Source organism: Cellulomonas cellasea (assembly GCF_006538745.1).
Classification (GTDB): Bacteria; Actinomycetota; Actinomycetes; order Actinomycetales; family Cellulomonadaceae; genus Cellulomonas_A; species Cellulomonas_A cellasea.
Map to the genome: position 1 here is coordinate 163,342 of NZ_BJLR01000030.1, position 22,863 is coordinate 186,204.

The following is a 22,863-nucleotide window of genomic DNA, read 5'->3' on the forward strand; positions in this document are numbered from 1 at the left end:
CGGCACGCACCCGCCACGCGTCCGGCACCGGTGCGGACCACAGGCGCCGCACCGGGGCTGCTGGTGCCGCGTCCCGCGTCCCGGTCCCGGTCCGGGGCGGGCGGGCCCCGGACGGGCCGGCGCCCCCGCACGCGTGCGAGGGCGCCGGCACCGCGGTCGCCCGGTGCTCAGCGCTGCCGGCGGTTGACCGCGGAGACGATCGCCTTGAGCGACGCCGTCGTGATCGACGGGTCGATCCCGACGCCCCACAGCGTCTGCCCGTCGACCGCGCACTCGACGTACGCCGCGGCCGTCGCGTCGCCGCCGCCCGAGAGCGCGTGCTCCGCGTAGTCGAGCACCGCGACGTCGACGTCGATCGAGCGCAGCGCCGCGACGAACGCCGCGATCGGCCCGTTGCCCGAGCCCTCGAGCGTGCGGACCTCGCCGCGGTCCGCGAGGTCGACCGACAGCGTGTCGGGCCCGTCGCCGCCGCCGACCGTGCGGATCCCGCGCAGCGCGAACCGGCCCCACGGCGCGAGCTCGCCGCCGGGCTCGACCGGCAGGTACTCGTCGTTGAAGATGCGCCACAGCTCGTCGGCCGTGACCTCGGAGCCGTGCTCGTCGGTGTACGCCTGCACGACGTGCGAGAACTCGATCTGCAGCCGGCGCGGCAGGTCCAGGTCCCGCTCGGACTTCATCAAATAGGAGATGCCGCCCTTCCCGGACTGGGAGTTGACGCGGATGATCGCGTCGTAGGAGCGGCCCACGTCCTTGGGGTCGATCGGCAGGTACGGCACGGCCCACACGAGGTCGTCGACGCCGCGGCCCTCCCGCTCGGCCGTGACCGCCATGGCGTCCAGGCCCTTCTTGATCGCGTCCTGGTGCGAGCCGGAGAACGCGGTGAAGACGAGGTCGCCGCCGTACGGGTGCCGCTCGGCGACGGGCAGCTGGTTGCAGTGCTCGACGGTGCGGCGCACGTGGTCGATGTCGGACAGGTCGATCTCGGGGTCGACGCCCTGGCTGAACAGGTTCAGGCCCAGCGTGACCAGGCAGACGTTGCCGGTGCGCTCGCCGTTGCCGAAGAGGCAGCCCTCGATGCGGTCGGCGCCGGCCAGGTAGCCGAGCTCGGCGGCCGCGACGCCCGTGCCGCGGTCGTTGTGCGGGTGCAGCGACAGGACCACGTTCTCGCGGTGGCGCAGGTGCCGGCCCATCCACTCGATCGAGTCGGCGTAGACGTTCGGGGTCGCCATCTCGACGGTCGCGGGCAGGTTGATGATGACCTTGCGCTCGGGCGTCGGCTCGAAGACGTCCAGCACCGCGTTGCAGATCCGCACCGCGAACTCGAGCTCGGTCCCGGTGTAGGACTCGGGGCTGTACTCGTAGAACACCTCGGTGTCCGGGACGAGCTCCTCGTACTTCTTGCACAGCCGCGCACCGGAGACCGCGATGTCGACGATGCCGTCCTCGTCGGAGCGGAACACGACGTCGCGCTGCAGCACCGACGTCGAGTTGTACAGGTGCACGATCGCCTGCTTGGCGCCCGCGATCGCCTCGTACGTCCGCTCGATCAGGTGCTCGCGCGCCTGCGTCAGCACCTGGATGACGACGTCGTCGGGGATGCGGTTCTCCTCGATGAGCATCCGCACGAAGTCGAAGTCGGTCTGCGACGCCGACGGGAAGCCGACCTCGATCTCCTTGAAGCCCATCTGCACGAGCAGCTCGAACATCTGCAGCTTGCGCTGCGGGTTCATCGGCTCGATCAGGGCCTGGTTGCCGTCACGCAGGTCGACCGCGCACCAGCGGGGGGCCTTCTCGATCCGACGGTCCGGCCACGTGCGGTCTGGGAGGTCGACACGGATCTGCTCGTGGAACGGGCGGTAGCGGTGCACCGGCATGCCGGAGGGCTGCTGGGGGGCGTTCAGGAAGCTCATCGGGGGTCCTTCGTTCGGGTCGGTGGGAAGCAGCCGGCACACCGAACACCGCGGCGAGGTTCCGGCCTAGAAGGCCTCGCCGCGGCGACGAAGGAGGAGGAGCGCACGCGAGAGCATGCCGCCATGCTACCCCGGGGTGCGTGGCGCGGTCAGCCGGGTGTCACCGGAGCGCGACGACGAGCCGCGGCCCGATGCCGACGAGGTGCGTCCCGAGCTGCTCGACGCGCGTCACACCGGGCGTGAGCAGCACCTCCCACGCGGTCCGGCCGTCCCGGACGCCGAGCGCCTCGAGCACCGTCCCGCGCCCCGGCTCGACGCGCGCGACGATCACGTGCGAGCCGTCCGTGAACGGCTGGTCCGACGACGTGAGCGTCACCTGCCGGCGCCACAGCTGCTCGCCGTCGTCCACGTCGACGCCCACCTCGAAGCCCGCGCCGTGCAGGACCGCGACCCCGTCGAGCTCGAGCAGGACCCCCGCGGACGGGCCGGGCGACTGCCACTGCTCCTCGCCGGTGAGGCGCGACACCGCGCGGACCCGCCCGCCGAACGGGCTGCCGGGCAGCGAGCTCCACGCGTAGAGCCGCTCCTCGGGCCGGTCCGAGACGCGCGGCTCGGACAGCGTCCCGCGCGTCGTGAACCGCTCGCGGCCGTCGGGCTCATACACGGTCGTGCGGATCATGAGCGCGGACCCGGCAGTGCCGTACGCACCCACGAGCACCGACCCGTCGTGCAGGAGCCCCACGTGGTCGCGCGGACGGTTGCCGCGGTCCACGACCTGCACCGCCCGGCCCGTCGCCTCCGCGAGGACCAGCGACGTGCCCCCGGTCGCGACGAGCAGGGCGCCGTCGGCCTCGCGCAGGACGACGCGCTGGGGCGGCACGGTCACCGGCGGGTCGAGCACCTGGGTGCGCCACACCGGCGCGCCGGTCCGCGCGTCGGCGCGCTCGACGACGACCCCGGACTCGTCCGCGAGCGGCAGCACGAGGTCCCGCCCGACGACGACGGCCCCGGCGACCGTGCCGCGCGCGTCGCGCTGGTCGAGCACGCGGCCGTCGACCGCGTCGAGCACGACGACCGGCCCGGCGACCGGCTCGGTGCGGACCGCCGAGCGATCGGGCTCGGTCAGGCAGACGACGGCCGCCGCCTCCGCCGGCGCGGGGTCGACCGCGAGGCAGCGGCGCAGCGTGCCGAGGGGACCCCCCGGGAGCGTGGCGCGCCAGCGCACCGCGCCGGTCACGAGGTCGAGACCGGCGGCCGCGCCGTCCTCCACGTCCGACGCGTAGACCACGACCGTGTCCCCCGCGAGCACCGCGCGGGGCGACCACGGCCCCCGCGTCGTCCACGCGACGGCCGGCGGCCCCTCGAGCGGGCGGATCGCGCCCGGGAGCTCCGTGGGCGCGGTCAGGACCCGCCGCTCGTGCGCGAGCGACCAGCGCGGGAGCCCGACGAGCACCGTGAGCACGAGCGCGACGAGGACGGTCGTCGCCGCGAGGGCCCGCAGGACGTGCCCGCGGCCCCAGCCGACGAGCGCGGCTCCGGTGGCGCGCAGGTCCGGCGCGGGCGCGGGCGTCCCGGCGTCGTCCTCGTCGAGGACGACGTCCTGCATCGACGGCCGCTCCGCGTGCGGGGCCATCCCTGCACGCTAGTCCTGACCGAGCGCCACGACCTCCGTTGCGGTGCGCCCGAGCAGCCGCCGGCCCGCGCGCTCGACCGAGCGGACGTCGGGCGGCAGCACCGCGGTCCACGCCGCGCGACCGTCGACCGGGTCGACGGCGACGAGCACGGGCGACCCGTCGGCGAGCACGAGCGGCACCAGGACGTGCACGCCGTCGGTCTGCACCGCACCGAGGCCAGCGGACGCGCGGCTCCCGGACCACGTCGTCGCGTCGGACGCCCACAGGACGTCGCCGGACTCGGCGTCCCGGGCGGTCAGCGCGCCCGTCGCGGAGGCCGTGACGACGCGGCCGCCGACGACCAGCACCGAGTCGGCCGGGGTCCGGGCGGTCCACCGCTCCCCCACCGGTTCCGCGCCTGCGTCGGCTTGCTCGGGCCCCGCGTCGGCCGCCCGCGCGTCCGCCGCCTCCGCGCCCGCGTCGCCCGCGTCGCCCGCGTCGCCCGCGCGCAGCGTCATGCTCGACCCGTCGTCCCCCTCCGCCGGGTCGCCCCCGACGCCCTCGGGCCGCGCCGTCAGCGTGAGGTCCGGCTCCGAGCCGTCGTCCGCGGCGAGCACGACCGGCACGTCGGGTCGCGCCACACCGGCAGGCCACGCGTCGACCGCGTCGCCGTCGGCGTCGAGCACGCGGACCGCTCCCGCGTCGACCACGAGCAGCCCGCGCTCGACCCGCGCCACGGCCTGCTGCGGCCCGCGCGCGTCGGCGGCGCGGGCGTCGACGTCGGACGTCCACGCCTCGGCGCCGCTCCGGGCGTCCTCGCGCGTGACGCGCACGGCGCCGCCGGGCACGGTGCGCGTGACCACGAGGTCCGGGCCGAGCGCCGTCAGGTGGACGTCGCTGCGGTCCGCCGGGTCGTCGCGCACGAGCGTCCCCGTGGCGGCGTCGAGCACGACGACCCGCACGTCGCCGCGCCGGCCGAGCCCGCCCCACGCCTCCTTGCCGACCGCGGGCACCGCGACGCACGCCACGGTCGCGTCGCCGCCCACCGCACGACCACCAGCACCAGCACCAGCACCAGCACCAGCGTCCCCGCCGGCACGACCCACCGGGTCCGCCGCCGCGGCGCCCGGCCCGCCGTCGCCCAGCCGCGCGCCCGCGCCCCCCGACGTGAGCACGCACGTCAGCTCGCCCTGCGGACCGACGGCGTCCACGTCGGCGTCCCACCGCGGCTCGCCGGTCGCGGCGTCGTAGGCGGCGACGCCGCCCCGGCCCGCGGCGGTGACGCCGAAGGTGACGACGAGCCCGTCGCCCGTGACGAGCCCGTCGAGCAGCGGGCGCCGCCACCGCTCGAGCCCGGAACCGCCGGCCGGGTCGACCGCGTCGAGCACCGCCGGCGCGAGGGCGAGCGCTGCGGCCCGGGCACGGTCCGCCCGGGCGTCCCGGACGGTGCCGACCGCGAGCGCCGCGACGACGACGAGCCCGGCGGCGACGAGCCGCACGCGGTGGCGCCGCACGCGGTGGCGCCGCACGAACGCCCCGCCCGCACGCGCGCCGGCCCGCGTCCCGCCCGGCGCACGGTCCGCGCTCCCGCCGGGTCCGGGCCCCGCGGCGTCACCCGCGAGCGCGTCGCCCCGGTCGGCGTCGGACCGCTCGACGAGCTCGACCTCGTGCATCGACCGGCGCGCGCCTCCCACCCGGCGGCTCACCACGCGGGCGCCCGACGCTCAGCCGAGCGCACGGTGCTCTTCCGCGGTCGTCAGGACGAGGTGGCCCGCGACCGCACGCACCCGGCGCGTGTCCGGCGGGACGGGGACGGACCAGTACCGCACGCCGTCGGGCACGCCGCGCCCGACGAGGTGCGTCGCGCCGTCCGGGGCGAGCCCGGGGCCGAGCACGAGCGCGCCGTCCGTCACGGGCTGCCACGGCAGCGGCGCGCCGAGCTCCTCGTCCCACACCTCGGCACCGGTGCGCGCGTCGACGACGCCGTAGCGGCTCGCGCCGACGACCACGAGGCGGTGGTCGACGACGAGCGCGGGGTTGAGCGCCGTGGTCGCCCGCCACCGCTCCTCGCCCGTCGCGGTGTCGTGCGCGACGACGGCGTTGCCCGCGTCGAGGACGACGAGGCGCGGCTCGGAGCCGTCGTCCACGGCGAGCGGCGCCGGGAGCCCGGGCACGGTCGCCGTGACGGCCCCCGTCGCGTCGTGCACCGCGCCGCCCTGCGCCGGGGACCAGGTGCCGAAGCCCGCGCGCAGGGGCTCGACGCGCAGGAAGCTGAAGTCCGGCGCGGTCGTCAGCTCGGCGCCGTCGGCGACGGCGAGCACGCGCGTCGCGGACCCCGCCACGACGACGAGGTCGCGCGTCACCTCGACGGACGTGAGCGCCCGCACGCTCGTGCCCCGGATGGGCACGGGACTGCGCCAGCCCCACCGCACCTCGCCGGTCACGCCGTCGCGCCGCGCGACCACGACGTGCTCGTCGTCGTCGACCGTCACGACGACGACGTCGTCCCTGACCCGCCCGGCGGCCACGAGCTCCCCGAGCAGCGTCCAGGTGCCGAGCGTGCGCCCGTCGCGCGCCGACAGCGCGCCGACCCGGGTCTCCGGGAGCGCCACGTCGACCTCCGAGAACGCCCCGACGTCGCCGGACGTGACCGTGCCGTCCGGGTCGTCGGCGTAGACGGGGTCGGGCTCGGCCGCGAGGCAGACGACCACCGCGCCGACGTCGGTGCCCGGGTCGGGGCAGCGCACCGGCCCGGACTCCATGGCCGCACCGGGCGCCGGGGCGACGTCCGCGCTCCACCGCTGCTCCCCGGTGCGGGCGTCGTGCGCGGTCGCGTGCCACGCGCTCGTGCCCGGCTGCACCACGACGAGCAGCCCCCGCGCGACGAGCAGCTGGTCGCCGGGTCCCGCGGGCGTGCTCCACAGGACCTCGGGCGGCCCGTCGAGCGGGCGCACGACGCCGGGCACGCCCGCGAGGCGTTCCGCGCGCTCCCGGTCGCGCTGCACCCCGAGCACGCCGACCGCGGTCACCGCGACGACGAGCGCGACGGGCACGGGCCACCAGCGGCGCAGGAGCCCGCGGACGTCCGGCGCCGGGGGCCCGTCGCCGGGTCCGGCGCCGTCGCTCGCCGCGGGCGCAGCACCGGGGGGGACCTCCTCGTCGGCGGGCGGCACGTGCCGCCGTCGCGCGCCCGTGTCCGGGAGGCCCTCCTCGAGGACCTCGACGGGCTGCATCCTCGCAGCGGGCCGCACGGGCGCCATGAGGCCGACTCTAGGCCAGCCGGCGCTCCACCGGCGGGGGGACGACGCGCAGCCCGCAGTCGCCGAACGACACCGTCGACCCGAGCGGGACGCGGACACGCTGGTCGACCCCGCACACGATCTGCTGGCCGTCCGCGAGGGTCACGAGGGTCCCGTTGGTCGAGCCGCGGTCGGCGACCCACAGGCCCCGGTCGTCGACGCCGAGCTGCAGGTGGGTCTTGGAGACCGAGCGGCCCGGGTCGACGACCCGCACCAGCTGCTCGGTCCCGGTGCCGACGGGGTTGCGGCCGACGAGCACGGCGCCGTCGACCGTGACGGTCCGCCCGTCGCTCAGCTCGAGCGCGACGGCCCGGGGGTCGAGCGGCTCGGCCGGCGCCGGGCGCTCGTCGGCCCGCAGCGGGGCGCGCCGGGTCTCCTCGAGCGCGGGGTCGAGCGCGAACACCGCGGGCCGCAGCATCGGGATGGCGCGCGTGTCGACGTCGGGCGCGACGCCGGGCTCGCCGAGCGGGGGCAGCACGAGCGACGGGCCGGTGGTGCGGCGCTCGGCCAGCAGCGCGCCCAGCCGGCGGCCGGCGACGTCCTGCGGGGCAACGGGGCGCACGGGCTCCTCGGCCGGGGCCGACTCCACGAGCGACCAGTCCTCGTCGGCCGTCGGCCGGGCCGCCGGGCGCGGGCGCACCGGGGTGACGCCCCGCGAGCGCTGGGCACGGCCGCCGTCCCGCCGCCCGGCGAGCGGGCCCTCGACGGTCCGCAGGTCGACGACCTCGCCGCCCGCGACCCGGTCGTGCCAGCCGCGGCCCCGGCCCGTGCGGTCCAGCAGCGGCGACGCGAGCACCACGAGCGACCCGACGACCACGACCGAGCCCGCGGCGACCACGAGCCCGCGCAGCAGCACGCGCGCGAGGCCCAGCGGGCGGCCCGTGCGCGCGTCGACCGTGCGCAGCCCGAGCAGGCGCCGGCCGAGCGTCCAGCCGAACGTCCCGTGGGTCCACCACTGCACGAGCGCCTGCACGAGCAGCAGCGCCCACGCACCGAGCAGGACGCCCGGGGCGGTGGGCGTCGCCGCGGGGTCGGCGCCGAGGTCGCGCACCGTCCGCAGCGCGACCGCGAGGACCACGCCGCCGCCGAGGACGAGGGCCACGGCCTGGTCGAGCAAGAACGCGGCGGCGCGGCGTCCGAGCGACGCCGGTGCGGGGTGGCTCATGAGCGGGGTCCTTGCTCGTGGGTCGTGGGGGTGTCCGGGGTCGCGCGCCGCCGGGTGCGGCGCGGGGGCCGTCCGGGCGGACCGCCGGCGCGCGGGACCCGGCGCGAGCGGCGCAGCGACGCGAGCGAGACGCGGGCCCGGACCCGGCGACCCCAGGGCAGCGCGCCGTGCATCTCGGTGACCGCCTGCTCGACGCGCCGCCAGTACGCGGCGGCCTCGGCGAGCGTCGGTGTCCCGGGCCCGAACACCGCGGCGTCGGCCTCGGCGGCGAGCCGGGTCACGACCGAGCCGGCCCGGTGCGCGGACCACGCGGCCCCGGCGCCGGAGACGCCCGACAGCGCACGCGTGAGCTCGTCCGCGGTCTCGCGCCGCGTCGCGAGCGGCGACGGCGGGTGGCGCAGGTCGCGTGCGGCGTCGAGCACCTCGTCCCAGCCCCCCGCGACGCGGACCACGGCGTCGGGGTGCTCGCGGCGCCGGCGCCGGCGGCGGGCCTTGACCGCGAGCACGACGACCAGCGGGCCGAGCAGCACGACGAGCGGGATCGCGACGACGCCGGCGACGCGCGCGACGCGCAGCCACACCGGGCCGCCCTCGTCGCCGGAGTCCGGGTCCTCGGCCTGCGGCTGCTCGGTGTCGTCCTCGGGCGGCGTGACGGGCTCGGGCGGCGGCGGCGGGGGCTGGACGACCTGCGGCTCCGGGTCGGACGGCTTGGTCGTCGACTCCTCCTGCGGCGTCTGCGAGCGGGGCGGCGTCGGGTCGAACGGGACCCAGCCGTGCCCCGTGAACGCGATCTCGACCCACGCCTCGACGTCGTCGCCGGTCACGGTCATCGACTCGGCGCCGCGCTCCTCCTCGCCGGGCACGAAGCCGAGCACGACGCGCGAGGGCAGGCCCATCTGCCGGGCCATGAGCGCCATCGCCGACGCGTACTGCTCGCCGTCGCCGACCATGAGGTCCGAGCCGAGCAGCGTCGTCAGGCGGTCGGCGCCGTGCCCCGACAGCGACGGGGAGTCGCCCGCCTCGGTCAGGCCGTGACTGAAGAAGCCGCCCTCGGCGAGCGCCTTCTGGAGGCTCCGGGCGATCTGCACGGGCGTGCCGGCGTCGCGCGCGACGTCCGCCGCGGTCGCGCCGATCACGTCGGGCACCCCGCTGTCGTCGGGGACGACGACGGGTGCCTGGGGCGCCTCGCCGACCGTCGCGTCGTCGGGGACCGGGGGCACCACGGTGTCGAGCGTGTACCGCAGGCCGCGCTCGACGCCGCCCGTCAGCACCGCCGCGCCGGTCGCGTCGTTGTAGCGCAGGTCGCCCGCGACGACGGGATCCTCGAAGCGCACGGCGGTCGCCTGGCCGACGGTCGGCAGCCACACGCCCGAGAGCTGCTCGACCTCGATCGTGACCCGGGCGCGGTCGCCGCGGGTCGTAGTCTCGATCGTCTCGCCGACGCGGCGGAACTCCCCCGAGCCCTGCGCGGAGCCGTCGCCCGCGACGTTCCACACGACGCCGTCGAACTGGTCCATCGTCGCGAGGCGCACGCGCGCACCGGCCGGCAGCCCGCTCACGGTGAACAGCGGGTCGTCCTTGGCCTTGACGATCTTGCGGAACGCGGACAGCGGGCTCGGGTACGCGCGGGGGTCGAACGGCGGGACGAGCTCGTCGCGCAGGACGTACCGCGGCGTCGAGCCGGTCACGAGCGGTCCCCCCAGGACACCGCACCCGGCGACGACCGCGACGAGCACGCCGAGGGCCACGAACCGGCGCGGGCGCACCCCGCCCGCGCGCCACGCCGCCCAGCCGACGAGCACCGCGGCGAGACCGAGACCGGTCGCGACGGGCGCGATCACCTGGCGCGTCCCGAGCAGCACCGCACCGACGAGCGCGACGCCGGGGACGACCGCGGCGAGGGCGGCCCGCCCCGGGGAGCGCACGCGCAGCGCCGTCGCGGTCACGGTCACGGCACCCACGAGCGCGAGCAGGAACGGCGCCGCGAGCAGAGCGCCGCTCGTCCCCACGGGCGGCTGCAGCGTGAGCACCTGCTTCCAGGACGCGGTCGCGCCGACCGCGAGCTCGGTGAGCGTGCGCAGGGTCGGGACGACGCCGCCAACGGTCGTGCTGGGCGCCGCGAGCGCGCCGCCCGCGAGGAAGTAGGCGAGCACGACGAGCGCCACGACGACGATCGCGGACCAGCGCCGGACCGCGCCGAGCACGCCGATCGCGGCGCCCAGCACGAGCCCGCCGGCGAGGGCCGGGACCGCGGCCCGTGCGCCGTAGACGGGGACGAGCGGCACGAGCGCGGCCGCGAGCACGCCGACGAGCAGCACGACGTCGACGACCGCGGGCCACCCGCTGCGCGGAGCGCCGCCGCGGACGCCCCGGCCCGAGGTCGCTGTCGCGGTCGCGGTCGCCGTCATCAGCTCACCACCCGGCGCAGGACGCGCGGCAGGTCGTCGAGCGTGCCGAGCGTCGCCAGGCTCAGGGAGCCCTGCGTGCGCACCTGCACCTCCTCGCCGGCCGTGCAGCGCATGACGACGGTGCGGGTCCCGACGGGCACGTGCCGCGCACCGGCGCGCAGGTCGCCCGCGGACGGGACCGACCCGGTGACCAGCACCGCGACCGACGCCTCGGGGGCGTCGCGCGCGACGCGCCGGCCGAGCGCGGACATCCCGGTGCCGCCGATCGTGAGCTGCACGCCCGCGCAGTCGTCGAGCAGGAGCGGCGGGGTCTCGACGCGCAGGCGTCCCCCGCCGGCGAGCACCGCGAGGTCGCGCTCCTCGCGCAGCGTCTGCACGCCGAGCGACGCGACGGTCGAGACGGCGAGCTCGAACTCGTCGTCGTCGGCGTAGTCGCGCGGGTCGGTCGAGAGCGCGAGCGCGGTCTGCGTGCGGCGCGTGTCCTCGAACTGCTTGACCATGAGCGCGCCGCGGCGGGCGGTCGTGCGCCAGTGGATGTAGCGGCGGTCGTCGCCCGCGACGTAGTCGCGCAGGGCGTGGAAGGACAGGTCCGAGTCGGACAGGTCGCGCGTCGACTGCCCCTCGAGGTCGCGCAGCAGGCCCGCGCTCGCGCCCGCGAGCGACACGAGCTCGGGGTGCACGTAGAGCTCGACGGGCTCGGTCCAGCGCACCCGGCGCCGCGCCAGGCCCAGCGGGTCGCCGCGCACCGAACGCACGGGCCCCACGACCACGACGGCGCGCCGCGACGTCGGGATCGCGAAGATGTCGTCGTGCTCGGCGCCCGGGCCGAGGGACGGCAGCGCGAGGTCGGCGGCGCCCGCACCCACGGGGAGCTCGATGCGCGCCGGGAGCGAGCGCCGGCGGGCGACGTTGCGCACCGCGAGCCGCCCGACCGCGCGCTCGCCGACGCGCACGCGCCGGTCCGCGAGGTCGAGGTCGACCGCGTATCGCTCGCGCCCCACCGTCATGAGCAGCGCGACCACGACGAGCCCCGCGAGCGCGGCGCCGCCGACGGCCGCCTCGACCCAGCCGAGCACCCGTCCCAGCACGAGGCCGACGACCGCGGCGACCGCGGCCGCCCAGCCGGCACCGGAGACGCGCAGGGCCACCGTCAGGCCGCCCGCTGCGCCGGGGGTGCCGTGGACGCGACGATCCGCTCGATGACCTGCACGGCGGTCACGCCCGCGAACTCGGCCTCGGTGTCGAGCACGAGCCGGTGCGCGAGGATCGGCACGGCGAGCGCCTTGATGTCGTCGGGCACCACGAACCCGCGCCCGTCGGACGCGGCCCACACCTTCGAGCAGCGCACGAGCGCGAGCCCGCCGCGCACGGACGCCCCGAGGGAGGTCTGCGCGTCCTCGCGCGTCGCCTCGAGGAGCCGCGCGACGTAGTCGAGCACCGCGGCGTCGATGTGCACGGTGCCCGCGAGGTCCGCCATGTCGGCGACGGCCTTGGTCGTGATCTTGGGCTGCAGGCCCGTCGTGCGGTCCTTGGCGCCGGCGAGGATCTCGACGGTCGACGCGCGGTCCGGGTAGCCGAGCGAGGTCTTGATCAGGAACCGGTCGAGCTGCGCCTCGGGGAGCCGGTAGGTCCCGGCCTGCTCGATGGGGTTCTGCGTCGCGATGACCATGAACGGGCGGCCGACCGGGTGCGTCACGCCGTCGACGGTGACCTGGCCCTCCTCCATGACCTCGAGCAGCGCCGACTGCGTCTTGGGCGACGCACGGTTGATCTCGTCCGCGAGCAGCACCGACGTGAACACCGGGCCGGGGTGGAACTCGAACCGCCCGGTGCCCTGGTCGTAGATCGTCACGCCCGTGACGTCGCTCGGCAGGAGGTCGGGCGTGAACTGGATGCGGTGGTGTGTGCCCTGGACGGTCGCCGCGATCGCCTTCGCGAGCGACGTCTTGCCGGTGCCCGGGGCGTCCTCGAGCAGCAGGTGCCCGTCGGAGAGCATCGCCGTCAGCGCGAGGCGCACGGCGTGCTCCTTGCCGAGGACGGCGCGGCCCACGTTGGCCACGAGCGCGCCGAAGGTCTCGGCGAACCACGTCGTCTGTTCGGGGGTCATCGGGGCTCGGTTCTCCTTGGTGGTGGCCGTCGCGGCCAGGGCCGTGGCGGTCGGGCGGGTCGTCGTGCCGAGGGGCGCGGACGCCCCGGCACCTGCGGCGGGCTGGGCGGGCTGGGCCGGCTCGGCAGGCCCGTACCGGGCGTCGGGGGTCATCCGCCGGCCCCCGCAGCGGGCGCGGGCCCGGTCACGGTGGCGGGCCGCTCGGACCACGGGCCCCAGCCGACGGCGTTGCGGGCGCGGACGCGGACGAGGACGTCCCCGCCGCCGGGCACGTCGACGACGACGGGCTCGGTGGGCAGGGCCGCGTTGCCGTTGCGGTCGATGCGAGCGGCACCGCGGAGGACCTCCCACTCGTACTGCGTGACGTCCCGGCCGTTGGCCTCGGCCGCGCTCCAGCGGAACGCGAGCTTCTCGGCGGACGGGCTCGTCGCGGAGTCGATCGGCGGCGCGCCGGGTGCGCTGGGCTCCCCCGCACGCGCGCCGGCGACGGTCTCGGCGCTCCAGCCCACCGCGTTGGCGACCTGGTAGCGCACCGTGACGTCGCCCTCCTGGTCGATCGTGCCGGGCGGCGAGCCGGAGACCCAGTCGCCGCCGTTGACGCGGTACCGGCGTGCCGTGATCCCGGTCCCGCCGTCGGCCGCGTCCGAGGCGCCGACCGTGACCTGGTCGACGCCCCCGGTCGTGACCGTGAGGTTCGGCGCCTGCGGGACGGTCCGGACGGTGACCGGCGCGAACGGGACCGGCTCGCTCCAGATGCCGCGCGAGTTGCGCGCCCGGATCACGAAGGAGTAGCTCGACCCGCCCGGGAGGCCCGTCACGGGGTGGCTCGTCGTGCCGCCACCCACGGAGATCGTCGACGGGCCGCCGGTGATCTCGTAGTCGGTGACGACGAAGCCGCGACCGCCGGCGCTCGACGGCGGCTGCCACCGCAGCTCGACCGCGGCCTGCCCCCACGAGCCGCCGTCGACGGCCGTCGCCACGGGCGAGCCGGGCGGCTGCGGCCCGCTCCAGACCTCCGCCGTCACGGTCCCCCACGCGGACGCGCCCGCCTTGTTCAGCGCGCGCACGCCGATCGTGTAGGTGCGGCCGCGCTCGGCCCCGGGGATACGGAAGCTGAGCTCGCCGCCCACCGCGACCGGCGCCCCGCCGTCGACCGTGACCTCGTAGCCGCGCACCGGGTCGCCGTTGTTCGCCGGCGGCGTCCACGTGGCGACGATCTCGGGCTCGCTCGACCAGCCGGTCTCCCCCGACGTGGCGGTAACCGCGGGCGGCTCCGGGGCCTTGGCCGGCACGATCGTCACCGACGACGGGCTCCACCCGCTCGGCTCGGGCGCCCGGTTCTGTGCCCGCACCCGGACCGTGTACGCCTTGCCGTTGTCGAGCCCCGTGAAGCGCTGCGACAGCGTCGACGTCGTGACCGACGCGGGCCCGTTCGAGGGCGCCGGCGTGATCTCGACCGTGTAGCTCGTGATCGGCGAGCCGGTGCTGCGCGGCGCTTCCCAGCGCACCGTGAGCTCGCGGTCCCCCGTCGAGACCTCGACGGGCGCGCCGGGCGGGTCCGGCACGGCGTCGGGCCGCGCGGGCGCGGACGCCGGGCTCGGGTCGGACCAGTCCACGGCGTTCTGCGCCGCGACCGTGAACGTGTACTCGGTGTCGTTGGTGAGGTTGTCGATCGTGCAGGTGGTGCTCGCGCACGCCCGGACGGCGCCGCCCGGGTTGGCGACGACGCGATACCCGGTGATCGGCGCGCCGCGGTCGGCGGGGGCGTCCCACGCGAGCACGACCGTCCGGTCGCGGACCTCGACCACGCGCGGTGCGCGCGGGGCGTCCGGCTTGCCGCGCACGAGGACGGTGATGCGGCCCTCGACCTCGCGGTCGGGGTCCCCCGTGGCGTCGCGCACGCGGAAGCGGGTGACCATCGCCCCCACGAAGTCGGCGTTCGGGCGGACCGAGACGGTGCTCGACGTCGGGCTCGCGGTGCCCGCGCCCGGCGTCTCGACGACGGCGCCGACGACCGTGAGCACGCCGTCGGGGAACGGGTTGAGTGCGTTCTCGAGCACGTTCACGACCGTGTCGCGGCCCTGCACGCCGTCAGTGATCGTGCGGTCGACGACGCGCGCGAGCTGCCGGGTGCTCGCGGTCACGCGCAGGTCGACCTGCACGTCCATCGACCCCGCGCGCCCGTAGCCGATCTTGACCGCGAGCGAGCCGAGCGTGCCCTTGGGCGTCGTGCGGGCCGCGGAGACCCGCAGCGTGCTGCCCTCGAGCGTCGCGGTGAAGCCCGCCGGGACGGCGGACGTGAGCTGGTAGGTGTACGGCGTCGTCGTGGTGGTCTCGCCCTCGGGCCCGCGCGTGAGGGCCCGCAGGTCGACCGCGATCGGGGCCTCGCCCGGACCCATGTCGAGCGCCGTCGGCTCGAAGGTCGGCGGGTGGTCGTCGAGCGCGTAGACCGTGATGGCGAGGGTGATGACCGACGTCCGGCCGTCGGGGTCCCCCGCGCTCGTCCGGTCGGTGACCGGGACGGTGATCGACGCGGGCCCGGCGTAGCCCGCGGCCGACTGGAAGCGCAGCGTCGTGGCGTCCTTGACGAGCGCGGTGCCGTCCGACTTGGTCGCGGTGACGGCCGCGGGGTCGGCGATGCTCGCGGTGCGGCCGGGCGCGACCTGGACCTGCTCGTCGAGCGGGATCTCGAGCGGCTCGCCCGAGGCGACGCGCAGCTCGGGCGCCTTGGGCCGGGGCGTCGGCGGGAAGAAGCCGAGCGCGGGCACCGTGATGAACGCGTAGGACGAGACCCGGTCCGCCTGCGGGGAGACGTTGGTCAGGAGGTACGGCACGGTCTGCGCGTGGTCGACGAGCGTCACGACGACGTTCCCCTGCGGCGTCACGGTCGCGACCTCGGCCGCCGAGGCCGGCACGGAGACCCGCAGGTCGCTGAGCGGGCCGCTCGGGTTCTGCGCGACCTCGAGCACGTCCACCTCGACGCTCTCGCGGCCGATCGTGTCGATCGGGGGGACGACGACGTCCTGCGCGATGGGCGCGAGCACGGCGGCGTCGTCCGCGACCGTCACCGTCAGCACGGCGGACGCCCGGCCGCCGCGGATGTTCGTCGCGGTGTACACGATCTGCAGCACCGCGGGCTCGTCGGGCGCCTGGACCAGGATGCGGCGGCCCTCGACGCGCGCGTCGACGCCCTCAGCCGTCTCGAGGTCCGTCACGAGGCTCAGCTCGCCGCCGTTGGGGTCGACGTCGTTCGCGAGCACCCGCACCTCGACGCGCTCGCCGGGCCGGACCTGAACCGCGTCGTCGCGCGCGACCACGGGCACGGTCGTCGTGGGCCGCGGGCTGATCCCCACCCGGATCGTCGCGACCGCGCGCTGGCCGACCCAGTCCTCGACCGCGTACGTGAACGTGTCCGTGCCGAGCTCGCCCGGCAGCGCCTCGTACTCGAGCCAGTCCGCCCCGACCTCGACGATGCGTCCCTTGGTGGGGGCGACGGCCGCCCCGAGGAGCGTCACGCCGTCGCCGTCGTCGTCGATCCCGACGAGCGGCACGGGGATCCGGATCGTCTCGCTCTCGAAGACCCGGGCCGTCAGGTCGCGCGGGCGCGGCGGGGACTTCGTGGTCGCGTCGGACTCGTGCACGCGCACCGTGAGCGTCGCCGCGGTCGTGTTGCCGAGCGCGTCCCGCACCGCGAACGTCGCGCGCGCGGTGAGCGGGGACTCGGGCGCCTGGTAGCGCAGCACGTCGCCGGACACGAAGAGCAGGCCCTGGCCGTCGCCGAGCGGCTCGGCGAGCTCGGGCACGAGCGTGAGCCGGTCGCCGTCGGGGTCGTAGGCGTCCTCGAGCACCGGGACGGTCACGACGCCGCCCGTGCGCACCGAGACCTCGACGTTCTCGACCACGGGCGGCTGGTTCGTCGCGGACGGCGGGACGGGGTGCACCGCGATCTCGCTCGTCGCGGACGCCGTCCCGTTCGACACGACGTACCGGACGGACACCGGCGCCTCGAGCGTGCGCGTCGCGGAGACCTGCACGAGCTGGTGACCGATCACCGCGACCCGGAGCCCGGAGTCCGCGGGGGCCTCGACCGACTGGACGACGAGGACGCCGCCCGCCGGGTCGGTGTCGTTCGCGAGCGGGTCGACCGTGACCTCGCCGCCCGCGGGCAGGTACGCGCGGTCGCGCACGGCGACGGGCGGCTGGACCTCGGACGGCCACTCGCGCACGTCGACGCGCGCGAGCCCGGTCGCCTGCTGCGGCGGCGCGGCCACGACGAACGGCACGTAGTACGTCCCGGGGCGCGCGGCGCTCACCGTGAACGTCCCGGCCGCGAGGTCGGTCGTGAGGGTCAGGCCGGCGACCTCCTCGACGCCCGCGAGGCGCACGGGCTCGGCCGAGGAGCTGCGCACCGCGGCGAGCGGCTGGACGAGCGCGGGCAGGTCGACGTACGTCACGACGTGCACCGGGTCGACCTGCGGCGCGAGCGAGCCCGCGGCGCGCACGTCGACCTCGAGCACGCCCTCGGCCGTCTCGACGCCGTCGGTGACCGTGAGGCGCACCTGGTTGCGCCCGAGGGTCCCACCCTCGGCGCGGAACGTCACGGAGCCGTCCTGCCGGAAGCTCACGCCCCCACCGTCGGAGACCGCGCCCACGAGCACGAGGTCGTCCCCGTCGGGGTCGGCGAAGTCGGCGAGCGCGTTGTAGGTGGCCTGGGCGCCCTGCTCGACGCGCATCGACCCCGTGCGGACCTGCACCGGCGCCTCGTTGACGCCGTCCTCGCGCACGGTGAGGGTCACGCTCGCGGTCGAGGGCGCGCTCGTCCCGCGGCCGTCGGTGATCGTGTAGGTGAACGTCGCGCTGCCCGTGGCGTCGGGGGCGACCGTGAGCTGGAGCGAGCGCCCGCCGTAGATCGCCTCGAGCCGCCCGAACTCCTGGGGCACCGGGTCGAACTCGCTGACCGCGAGGATGCCGCAGTCCGACGACGAGTCGTTGTCGATGACCGGCAGGATCGTCGCGCGGCCGGGGCGGACGCCGAACCCGTCGTCCTGCGCGGTCGGCGGGGCGGACTGGGTGCCGCACTCCGCGACGAGGTCCTGCGTCGTCTCGGTGCCCTCGGCGTCCTCCTGCTCCTCCTCGAGCTCCTCCTCGGGGACGATGTCCTCCCAGTTGGGCTCGCGCAGCGCGGTGTCCTCGAGCGGCATCCACACGCGGCCGCGCAGCGTGTCGTTGAGCACGACGACGCCCCGGTTGACCCGGAACGTGAGCTCGTCCTGGGACGACATGTCCTCGAGGTCCTCGACGACGGGCCCGGAGCCGCCCGCGCACTGGCGCAGGTAGCTCCCGGTCGCCGACGCCCACGCGGCGTGCGCGCAGTCCCGGACGCGCACGGGAGCGGCGGGCCGCCCGGAGCCGCCGGTGACGCGCTCGACCGGGTCGCCGCCGCCGAGCGGGACCTCGAGCAGGGCGGTCCGGCTCGCGACGAGCACGTCGTCGGCCGCGGGCCCGGGCTGCTGCAGCACGAGCCCGTCGCCGTCGAGCTCGACCTCGCCGCGCAGGGTCACGAGCGTCGAGCCGGTGAGCCCGACGGGCTCGTCGCCGACCGCGGTCAGGTGCTCGACGCCCGCCCCGAGGCTCCCGACCGGCTCGGCGACGGGTGTGCCTGCTTCGAGCCGAACGCGCGTGACGTCCCCGGTCGTGCCGTCGACGCCGAGCGCGAGGCCGTCCCGCGTGACGACGACCCGGCCGTCGTCGCCGAGCTCGAGGTCGGGCGGGTCGGACGAGACGCGCAGCGCGTCGAGGCTCGCGAACGGGCGCACCCACGCGTTCCCGCCGGCGTCGAGCACCGCGACCGTGCCGCCGCCCATCGACGCGGACGCCTCGCCCGGGACGGGCACCTGCGCGACGAGCGTCACGCTCGCGGGGTCGACGACCGAGACGCTGCCGGGCTCGAGGAGCAGCACGTCGCCCGCGTCCTGCAGCACGTCGAAGCGGGCGGCGGTCGTCACGAGGCCCGAGTTGAGCTCCTCGACCTGCGTGTTGAAGCGCCCGAGCTTTGCCTGGCTCGTCGCGGTCAGCCACACGCCGCCGTCGTTGAGGTCGACGCGCGCGAGCGGGAACCCGGGGTTGACCAGCGCGAGGACCGCGAGCACGACCGGCACGGTCACGACGGCCGCGGCGGAGACGGTGCGCCGGCGCACGGACGCGAGCCTCACGGCGCGCACCCCTCGGCGGCACGCGCGGACGCCCCGCGGTCGGCGCGCACGATCGACACCTCGACGCACACGGGGCTCCCGGTCGCCGCGGCGGCGGGCACCGTGACGGTGGGCTCGTCGACGAGCTCGAGCTCGGCCTCACCGGTCGCGGCGCGCACGCCCCACAGGTAGAGGTCGCCGTCGGCGGGCTCGGGGTTGGTCCACGTGAACACCACCGCGCCGTCGGGCTGGCGCACGCCCGTGAGGTCCGCGGGTGCGGGGACCGCCGCCGCCACGCCGCTCGCGGGCGGCGCGAAGCCGGTCGGGTCCTGCGTGACGGTCCGCGAGCCCGGGTCGCCGAGCGTGAGCGCGACGACCACGACGAGCGCGGCGACCACGACGCCGCCCGAGACCAGGCCGGCGACGAGGCGACCGCGCCCCGCGGGCTCGGGGTCCGGCTGCGGGATGAGGATCTCGCGCGCGGCCGTCTCCGTGCCGAGCTCGTCGGCCCGCACGCGGCGACCCGCCGCCGGGGCGCTCGTCGCGGCGGGCGCCGCCGGGGACGACGGCTGCGGTCCGGCGGCGGCGCGCAGCCGGTGCGCGACCGTCCCGGCGGGTGCCGGGTCGGGCGAGACGCTCGTGACGGGGCGCAGGCGCGTGCCGTCGTCCTCGCCCGCCCGCAACGACCGGCGGGTGGTGGGGGCCGGCCGCGGGCCCGACGGGTCGATGCTGACGACGGGACGCAGGCGCGTGCGGTCGTCGCCGTCCTCGTCCTCGCCCGCTCCCCCGACGTCGCGGCCGGTCCCGGCGGCAGGCACGCGGGCCTCGTCGGTCAGGTCCAGCGGGGTCACCGCGAAGCCGAGCTCGGCCTCGACCTGCTGCAGCGAGCGCGCCAACGCGACGGCGCTCGGGTGCCGGCCCGCAGGCGAGCGGCTCATCGCGCGGGCGAGCACCGCGTCGAGGCTCGCCGGGACGTCCTGGCGGCCCGTCGGCGGCACGGGCGCGCGCTCGATGCGGGCCACGAGGTCCGCGGCGCCGTTCGCGCCGCCCGGGACCTCGAACGGCGTGCGGCCCGCGAGCAGCGAGTAGACGGTCGCCGCGAGCGAGTACACGTCGGAGCGCGCGTCGCCGGTCGGGCGCTCGGCGAGCAGCTCGGGCGGGGACCACGGGATCGACATGCCGATCGCGACGCCCGCGCCGGCCCCGGTCGTCGCCGCGATGCCGAAGTCGGTCAGCGCCGGCCAGCCGAAGTCGGTCGTCAGGACGTTCGCGGGCTTGATGTCGCGGTGCAGGATCCCGGCGCGGTGCGCCGTCTCGACCGCCGACCCGAGGCGCACGCCGATGCGCAGCGCCTCCGCCACGGAGATCCGCTCGACGCGGTAGCGCTCCGCGAGCGCCGGACCCGAGCAGTACTCCATGACGAGGTACGGGCGGCCGTCGACGGCGATGTCGGCGTGGAAGATCGTGACGATCGACGGGTGGTGCGAGAGCTGGGCCATGAGGTTGGCCTCGGTCTGGAACCGCACGCGCAGGTCGTCGTCGAGCGAGCCCGCGAGCAGCACCTTGACCGCGACCGAGCGCCGCGGCATGTCCTGCTCGTAGAGGAAGACGTCAGCGAACCCACCGAGGCCGAGCACCCGGACGAACCGGTGCCCGGCGATCCTCGGGGGGGCAGAGGCGACGCGGCGTGCAGTCACGCACCCCGCTCCACGGTGAACGTCACGCCGTCCCCGAGGTCGACGACCTCGCCGGCAGCGACGACGGTCGCCTCGCCGGGGTGCAGCCGCCGGGCACGCTCGCCCGGCCGGGACACCAGGATGCCGTTGGTCGAGTTCAGGTCGGTCACGAGCACGTCGTCGCCCTCGGCACGGACCTCGGCGTGCGTGCGCGAGATGTCCTGCTGCGGGCTCGGGACGGTCACGAGGCGCGGGAGCTCGCGGTTCGTGACGCGGGAGACCTGCGGGGCGCGGCCGAGCAGCACCGAGCGGTCGAGCGCGACGACGAGGCCGGTCGAGAGCACGAGCTTCGCGGTCGGGTCGACCTCGGGCGCGACGACGCGGAACGGTCCGGGGACCTCGTCCCCGGCCCACGAGGGCAGCTGGTCGCGGATCGCCACGAGGTCGCTCGACAGGATCGTCAGGCCGTCGTGGTCGTCGCCGAAGTCGGGGTCCGTCTGCGCGGCGGCCTCGCCCTGGAGGACCGCCTCCGCGGCGGCCACCACGTCCGCGCCATAGGTGTCGTCGTCGTCGAGGTCGTCGTCCGGCACCAGGGCCGGGGTCACGACGGCGTGGTCCGTGGGCCGCTCGGTGACGGGCAGGACCGGCGTCGGCGTCGACCACGTGCGGCCGAGGTCGGCCTGCGGGTCGCGGGGCGCCTCCGGGTCGGCCTGCTCGCGCGCCGGCGCGGCCGTCTCGGCGGCCTGGAACGCGGGCAGGGGGAGGTCGGCGATGTGCAGGGGCAGCACGGGGGCCACGGGCACGGCCGGAGCTGCGGACGCGGTGGGCACGGCGGCGGCCGGGGCGACCACGGGCTGGGGCCCGGTGCGGCCGCTCGCGAGCGGGAGCTCGCCGGACCGGGTCGCGGGCTCCGGGTCGACGTCCGGGGCGGGCTCGTCGGACGGCGTCGCGGCGACGGGCTTCACGAGGTCGACCGCACCCGGGGGCGCGACCTCGACGGCGGACGGGGAGTCCTCGACGCCGACGGTCGCGGAGGCGACCGGCTCGACGAGCGTCGACCCGTCCGCCGTCGACCCGACGGCGGGGCCGTCCACGGTCAGGGCACCGGCGGCCGCGCCGGCGTCGTGGGCGCTCACGTCAGCGGCGGGCGCGCCCGCCGCCTCGTCCGCCTCGGACGAGGGGGTCTCGGTGGCACCGGCACCGTCGCGCACGGCGAGCGGGACCTGCACCGCGGAGGCCCGCACGACACCGCTCACGACCGGGAGAGCCGCCTCGGCGCTCCAGGCCCCGGTGCCGGCGACGCGCACGGTGACGACGTCCGCGCCCTCGGCGACGCGCTCCGACCAGGTCGTGACCTCACCCGCGGCCAGCACGGACGACCCGTCGAGCCCGCTCACCTCGACCTCGACCGGGCCGCGCAGCGCGGCGTGCACGCGGCCGCCGGTGAGGTCGACCAGGGCGAACGGCTGCAGCCGGGCGATGCCGCCGGTCAGCAGCACCTCGAGCTGGTCCGCGAGGCCGCCGTCGGCGGGCACGGCGTCCCACACGGCCCGCACCACGGAGGGCGGCGTGGTCGGCGCGAGCAGCGCCACGACCCCGCCTGCGACGACCGCGTGCCAGTCTCCAGGGGTGTACTCGGGCACGATCACGGCTGGACCTCCGTCGTCCTGGTTCGCGGCACGGTCGCACCGTCGAGCATCTCGTCCCACGCGCTCGGCGCGAGCTCCGCGCCCGCACGGGGCACGGTCACGTGCACGTCCTCGTCGCCCACGGCGGTCGCCACGTCGACCACGACGGCACTGACGTTGTCGTGGCCGCCGGCCTCGACCGCGCGCTGCACGAGCTGCTGCGCGGCCTGCTGCGGGTCGCTGTGCTCGGCGAGGATCGCCGAGATCGCGTCGTCGTCGAGCTCACGGGTCAGGCCGTCCGAGCACACGAGGACCCGGTCGTGCGGCCCCGCGGGGATCAGCCAGTAGTCGGGCTCGGGGCTCGGGCCCGTGCCGAGCGCCCGCGTCAGCACGTGCCGCTCGGGGTGCGTGCCGGCCTGCGAGGAGCTCAGCTCACCCGAGTCGAGCATCTCCTGGACCACCGAGTGGTCCACGCTGATCTGCTCGAGGACGCCCTCGCTCACGCGGTACACGCGCGAGTCGCCCACGTTGAACACGAGCCAGTAGGAGCCGTCGTCGTGCTCCGCGACGGCGACGCCCGCGACGGTCGTCCCGCCCGCACGTCCCTCGAACGTGTCCCGGATGCGCTCGGCCGTGCGGGTGAAGCACGCGTGCACGTCGTCCGCGGAGGCGACGGTGCGCCCCGCGAGGTGCGCGAACTCCTCGACCGCGAGCCTGCTGGCGACGTCACCGGCGTCGTGGCCGCCCATGCCGTCCGCGACCAGGAACACCGGGGGGTACGCGAGCAGGGCGTCCTCGTTGACGGACCGCACGAGACCGCGGTCGGTCGCCGAACCCCACGACGTGCGCACTCTCACCCCCGCTGC

General features: G+C 76.9%; 12 protein-coding genes. All 12 read right to left on the minus strand.

All coding sequences use genetic code 11. The annotated features are described in order from the left end of the window. Positions 1-167: 167 nt before the first annotated feature. The 12 genes from leuA to CCE01nite_RS16110 all read right to left on the minus strand — a co-directional run bounded on the left by leuA (position 168) and on the right by CCE01nite_RS16110 (position 22,854). Positions 168-1,910, minus strand: a complete 1,743-nt coding sequence (gene leuA, locus CCE01nite_RS16055; RefSeq protein ID WP_034631338.1) for a 2-isopropylmalate synthase — start codon at positions 1,908-1,910, stop codon at positions 168-170. Positions 1,911-2,070: 160 nt separating this feature from the next. Continuing rightward, on the minus strand, positions 2,071-3,543 hold the full coding sequence (locus CCE01nite_RS16060) for an outer membrane protein assembly factor BamB family protein (RefSeq protein WP_034631335.1): 1,473 nt from the start codon (positions 3,541-3,543) through the stop codon (positions 2,071-2,073). 9 nt (positions 3,544-3,552) lie between these two features. After that, the gene (locus tag CCE01nite_RS16065; protein ID WP_141372667.1) at positions 3,553-5,217 is read right to left on the minus strand and encodes an outer membrane protein assembly factor BamB family protein; all 1,665 of its coding nucleotides are present in this window, start codon (positions 5,215-5,217) and stop codon (positions 3,553-3,555) included. Positions 5,218-5,247: 30 nt separating this feature from the next. After that, a complete protein-coding gene (locus CCE01nite_RS16070) occupies positions 5,248-6,783 on the minus strand; it encodes an outer membrane protein assembly factor BamB family protein (protein WP_141372668.1) in 1,536 nt (511 codons plus the stop codon). Between the two features lie 10 nt (positions 6,784-6,793). After that, the gene (locus CCE01nite_RS16075; protein WP_141372669.1) at positions 6,794-7,987 is read right to left on the minus strand and encodes an RDD family protein; all 1,194 of its coding nucleotides are present in this window, start codon (positions 7,985-7,987) and stop codon (positions 6,794-6,796) included. Continuing rightward, entirely contained in the window at positions 7,984-10,395 is a 2,412-nt protein-coding gene (locus CCE01nite_RS16080) for a transglutaminase TgpA family protein (RefSeq protein WP_141372670.1), read from the minus strand. The genes CCE01nite_RS16075 and CCE01nite_RS16080 overlap by 4 nt, the downstream gene beginning before the upstream one ends. Then, the gene (locus CCE01nite_RS16085) at positions 10,395-11,543 is read right to left on the minus strand and encodes a DUF58 domain-containing protein (RefSeq protein WP_034634672.1); all 1,149 of its coding nucleotides are present in this window, start codon (positions 11,541-11,543) and stop codon (positions 10,395-10,397) included. Before CCE01nite_RS16085 ends, CCE01nite_RS16080 begins: the two co-directional genes overlap by 1 nt. Positions 11,544-11,545: 2 nt before the next feature. Continuing rightward, complete coding sequence (locus CCE01nite_RS16090) at positions 11,546-12,502, minus strand: AAA family ATPase (protein WP_034634676.1); 957 nt, start codon at positions 12,500-12,502, stop codon at positions 11,546-11,548. A 149-nt stretch (positions 12,503-12,651) separates the two neighbouring features. Continuing rightward, the gene (locus CCE01nite_RS16095) at positions 12,652-18,714 is read right to left on the minus strand and encodes an Ig-like domain-containing protein (protein ID WP_052104465.1); all 6,063 of its coding nucleotides are present in this window, start codon (positions 18,712-18,714) and stop codon (positions 12,652-12,654) included. Continuing rightward, positions 18,711-20,390, minus strand: coding sequence for a serine/threonine-protein kinase (locus CCE01nite_RS16100; RefSeq protein ID WP_141372671.1), 1,680 nt, complete (start codon positions 20,388-20,390; stop codon positions 18,711-18,713). The genes CCE01nite_RS16095 and CCE01nite_RS16100 overlap by 4 nt, the downstream gene beginning before the upstream one ends. Then, positions 20,387-22,018: an FHA domain-containing protein gene (locus tag CCE01nite_RS16105; RefSeq protein ID WP_034634856.1), complete on the minus strand. Its 1,632-nt coding sequence runs from the start codon at positions 22,016-22,018 to the stop codon at positions 20,387-20,389. Before CCE01nite_RS16105 ends, CCE01nite_RS16100 begins: the two co-directional genes overlap by 4 nt. Next, positions 22,015-22,854 carry a PP2C family protein-serine/threonine phosphatase gene (locus CCE01nite_RS16110; RefSeq protein ID WP_307722747.1) on the minus strand — a complete coding sequence of 280 codons (840 nt, stop codon included), beginning with the start codon at positions 22,852-22,854 and terminating at the stop codon, positions 22,015-22,017. Before CCE01nite_RS16110 ends, CCE01nite_RS16105 begins: the two co-directional genes overlap by 4 nt. Between the last annotated feature and the right edge of the window lie 9 nt (positions 22,855-22,863).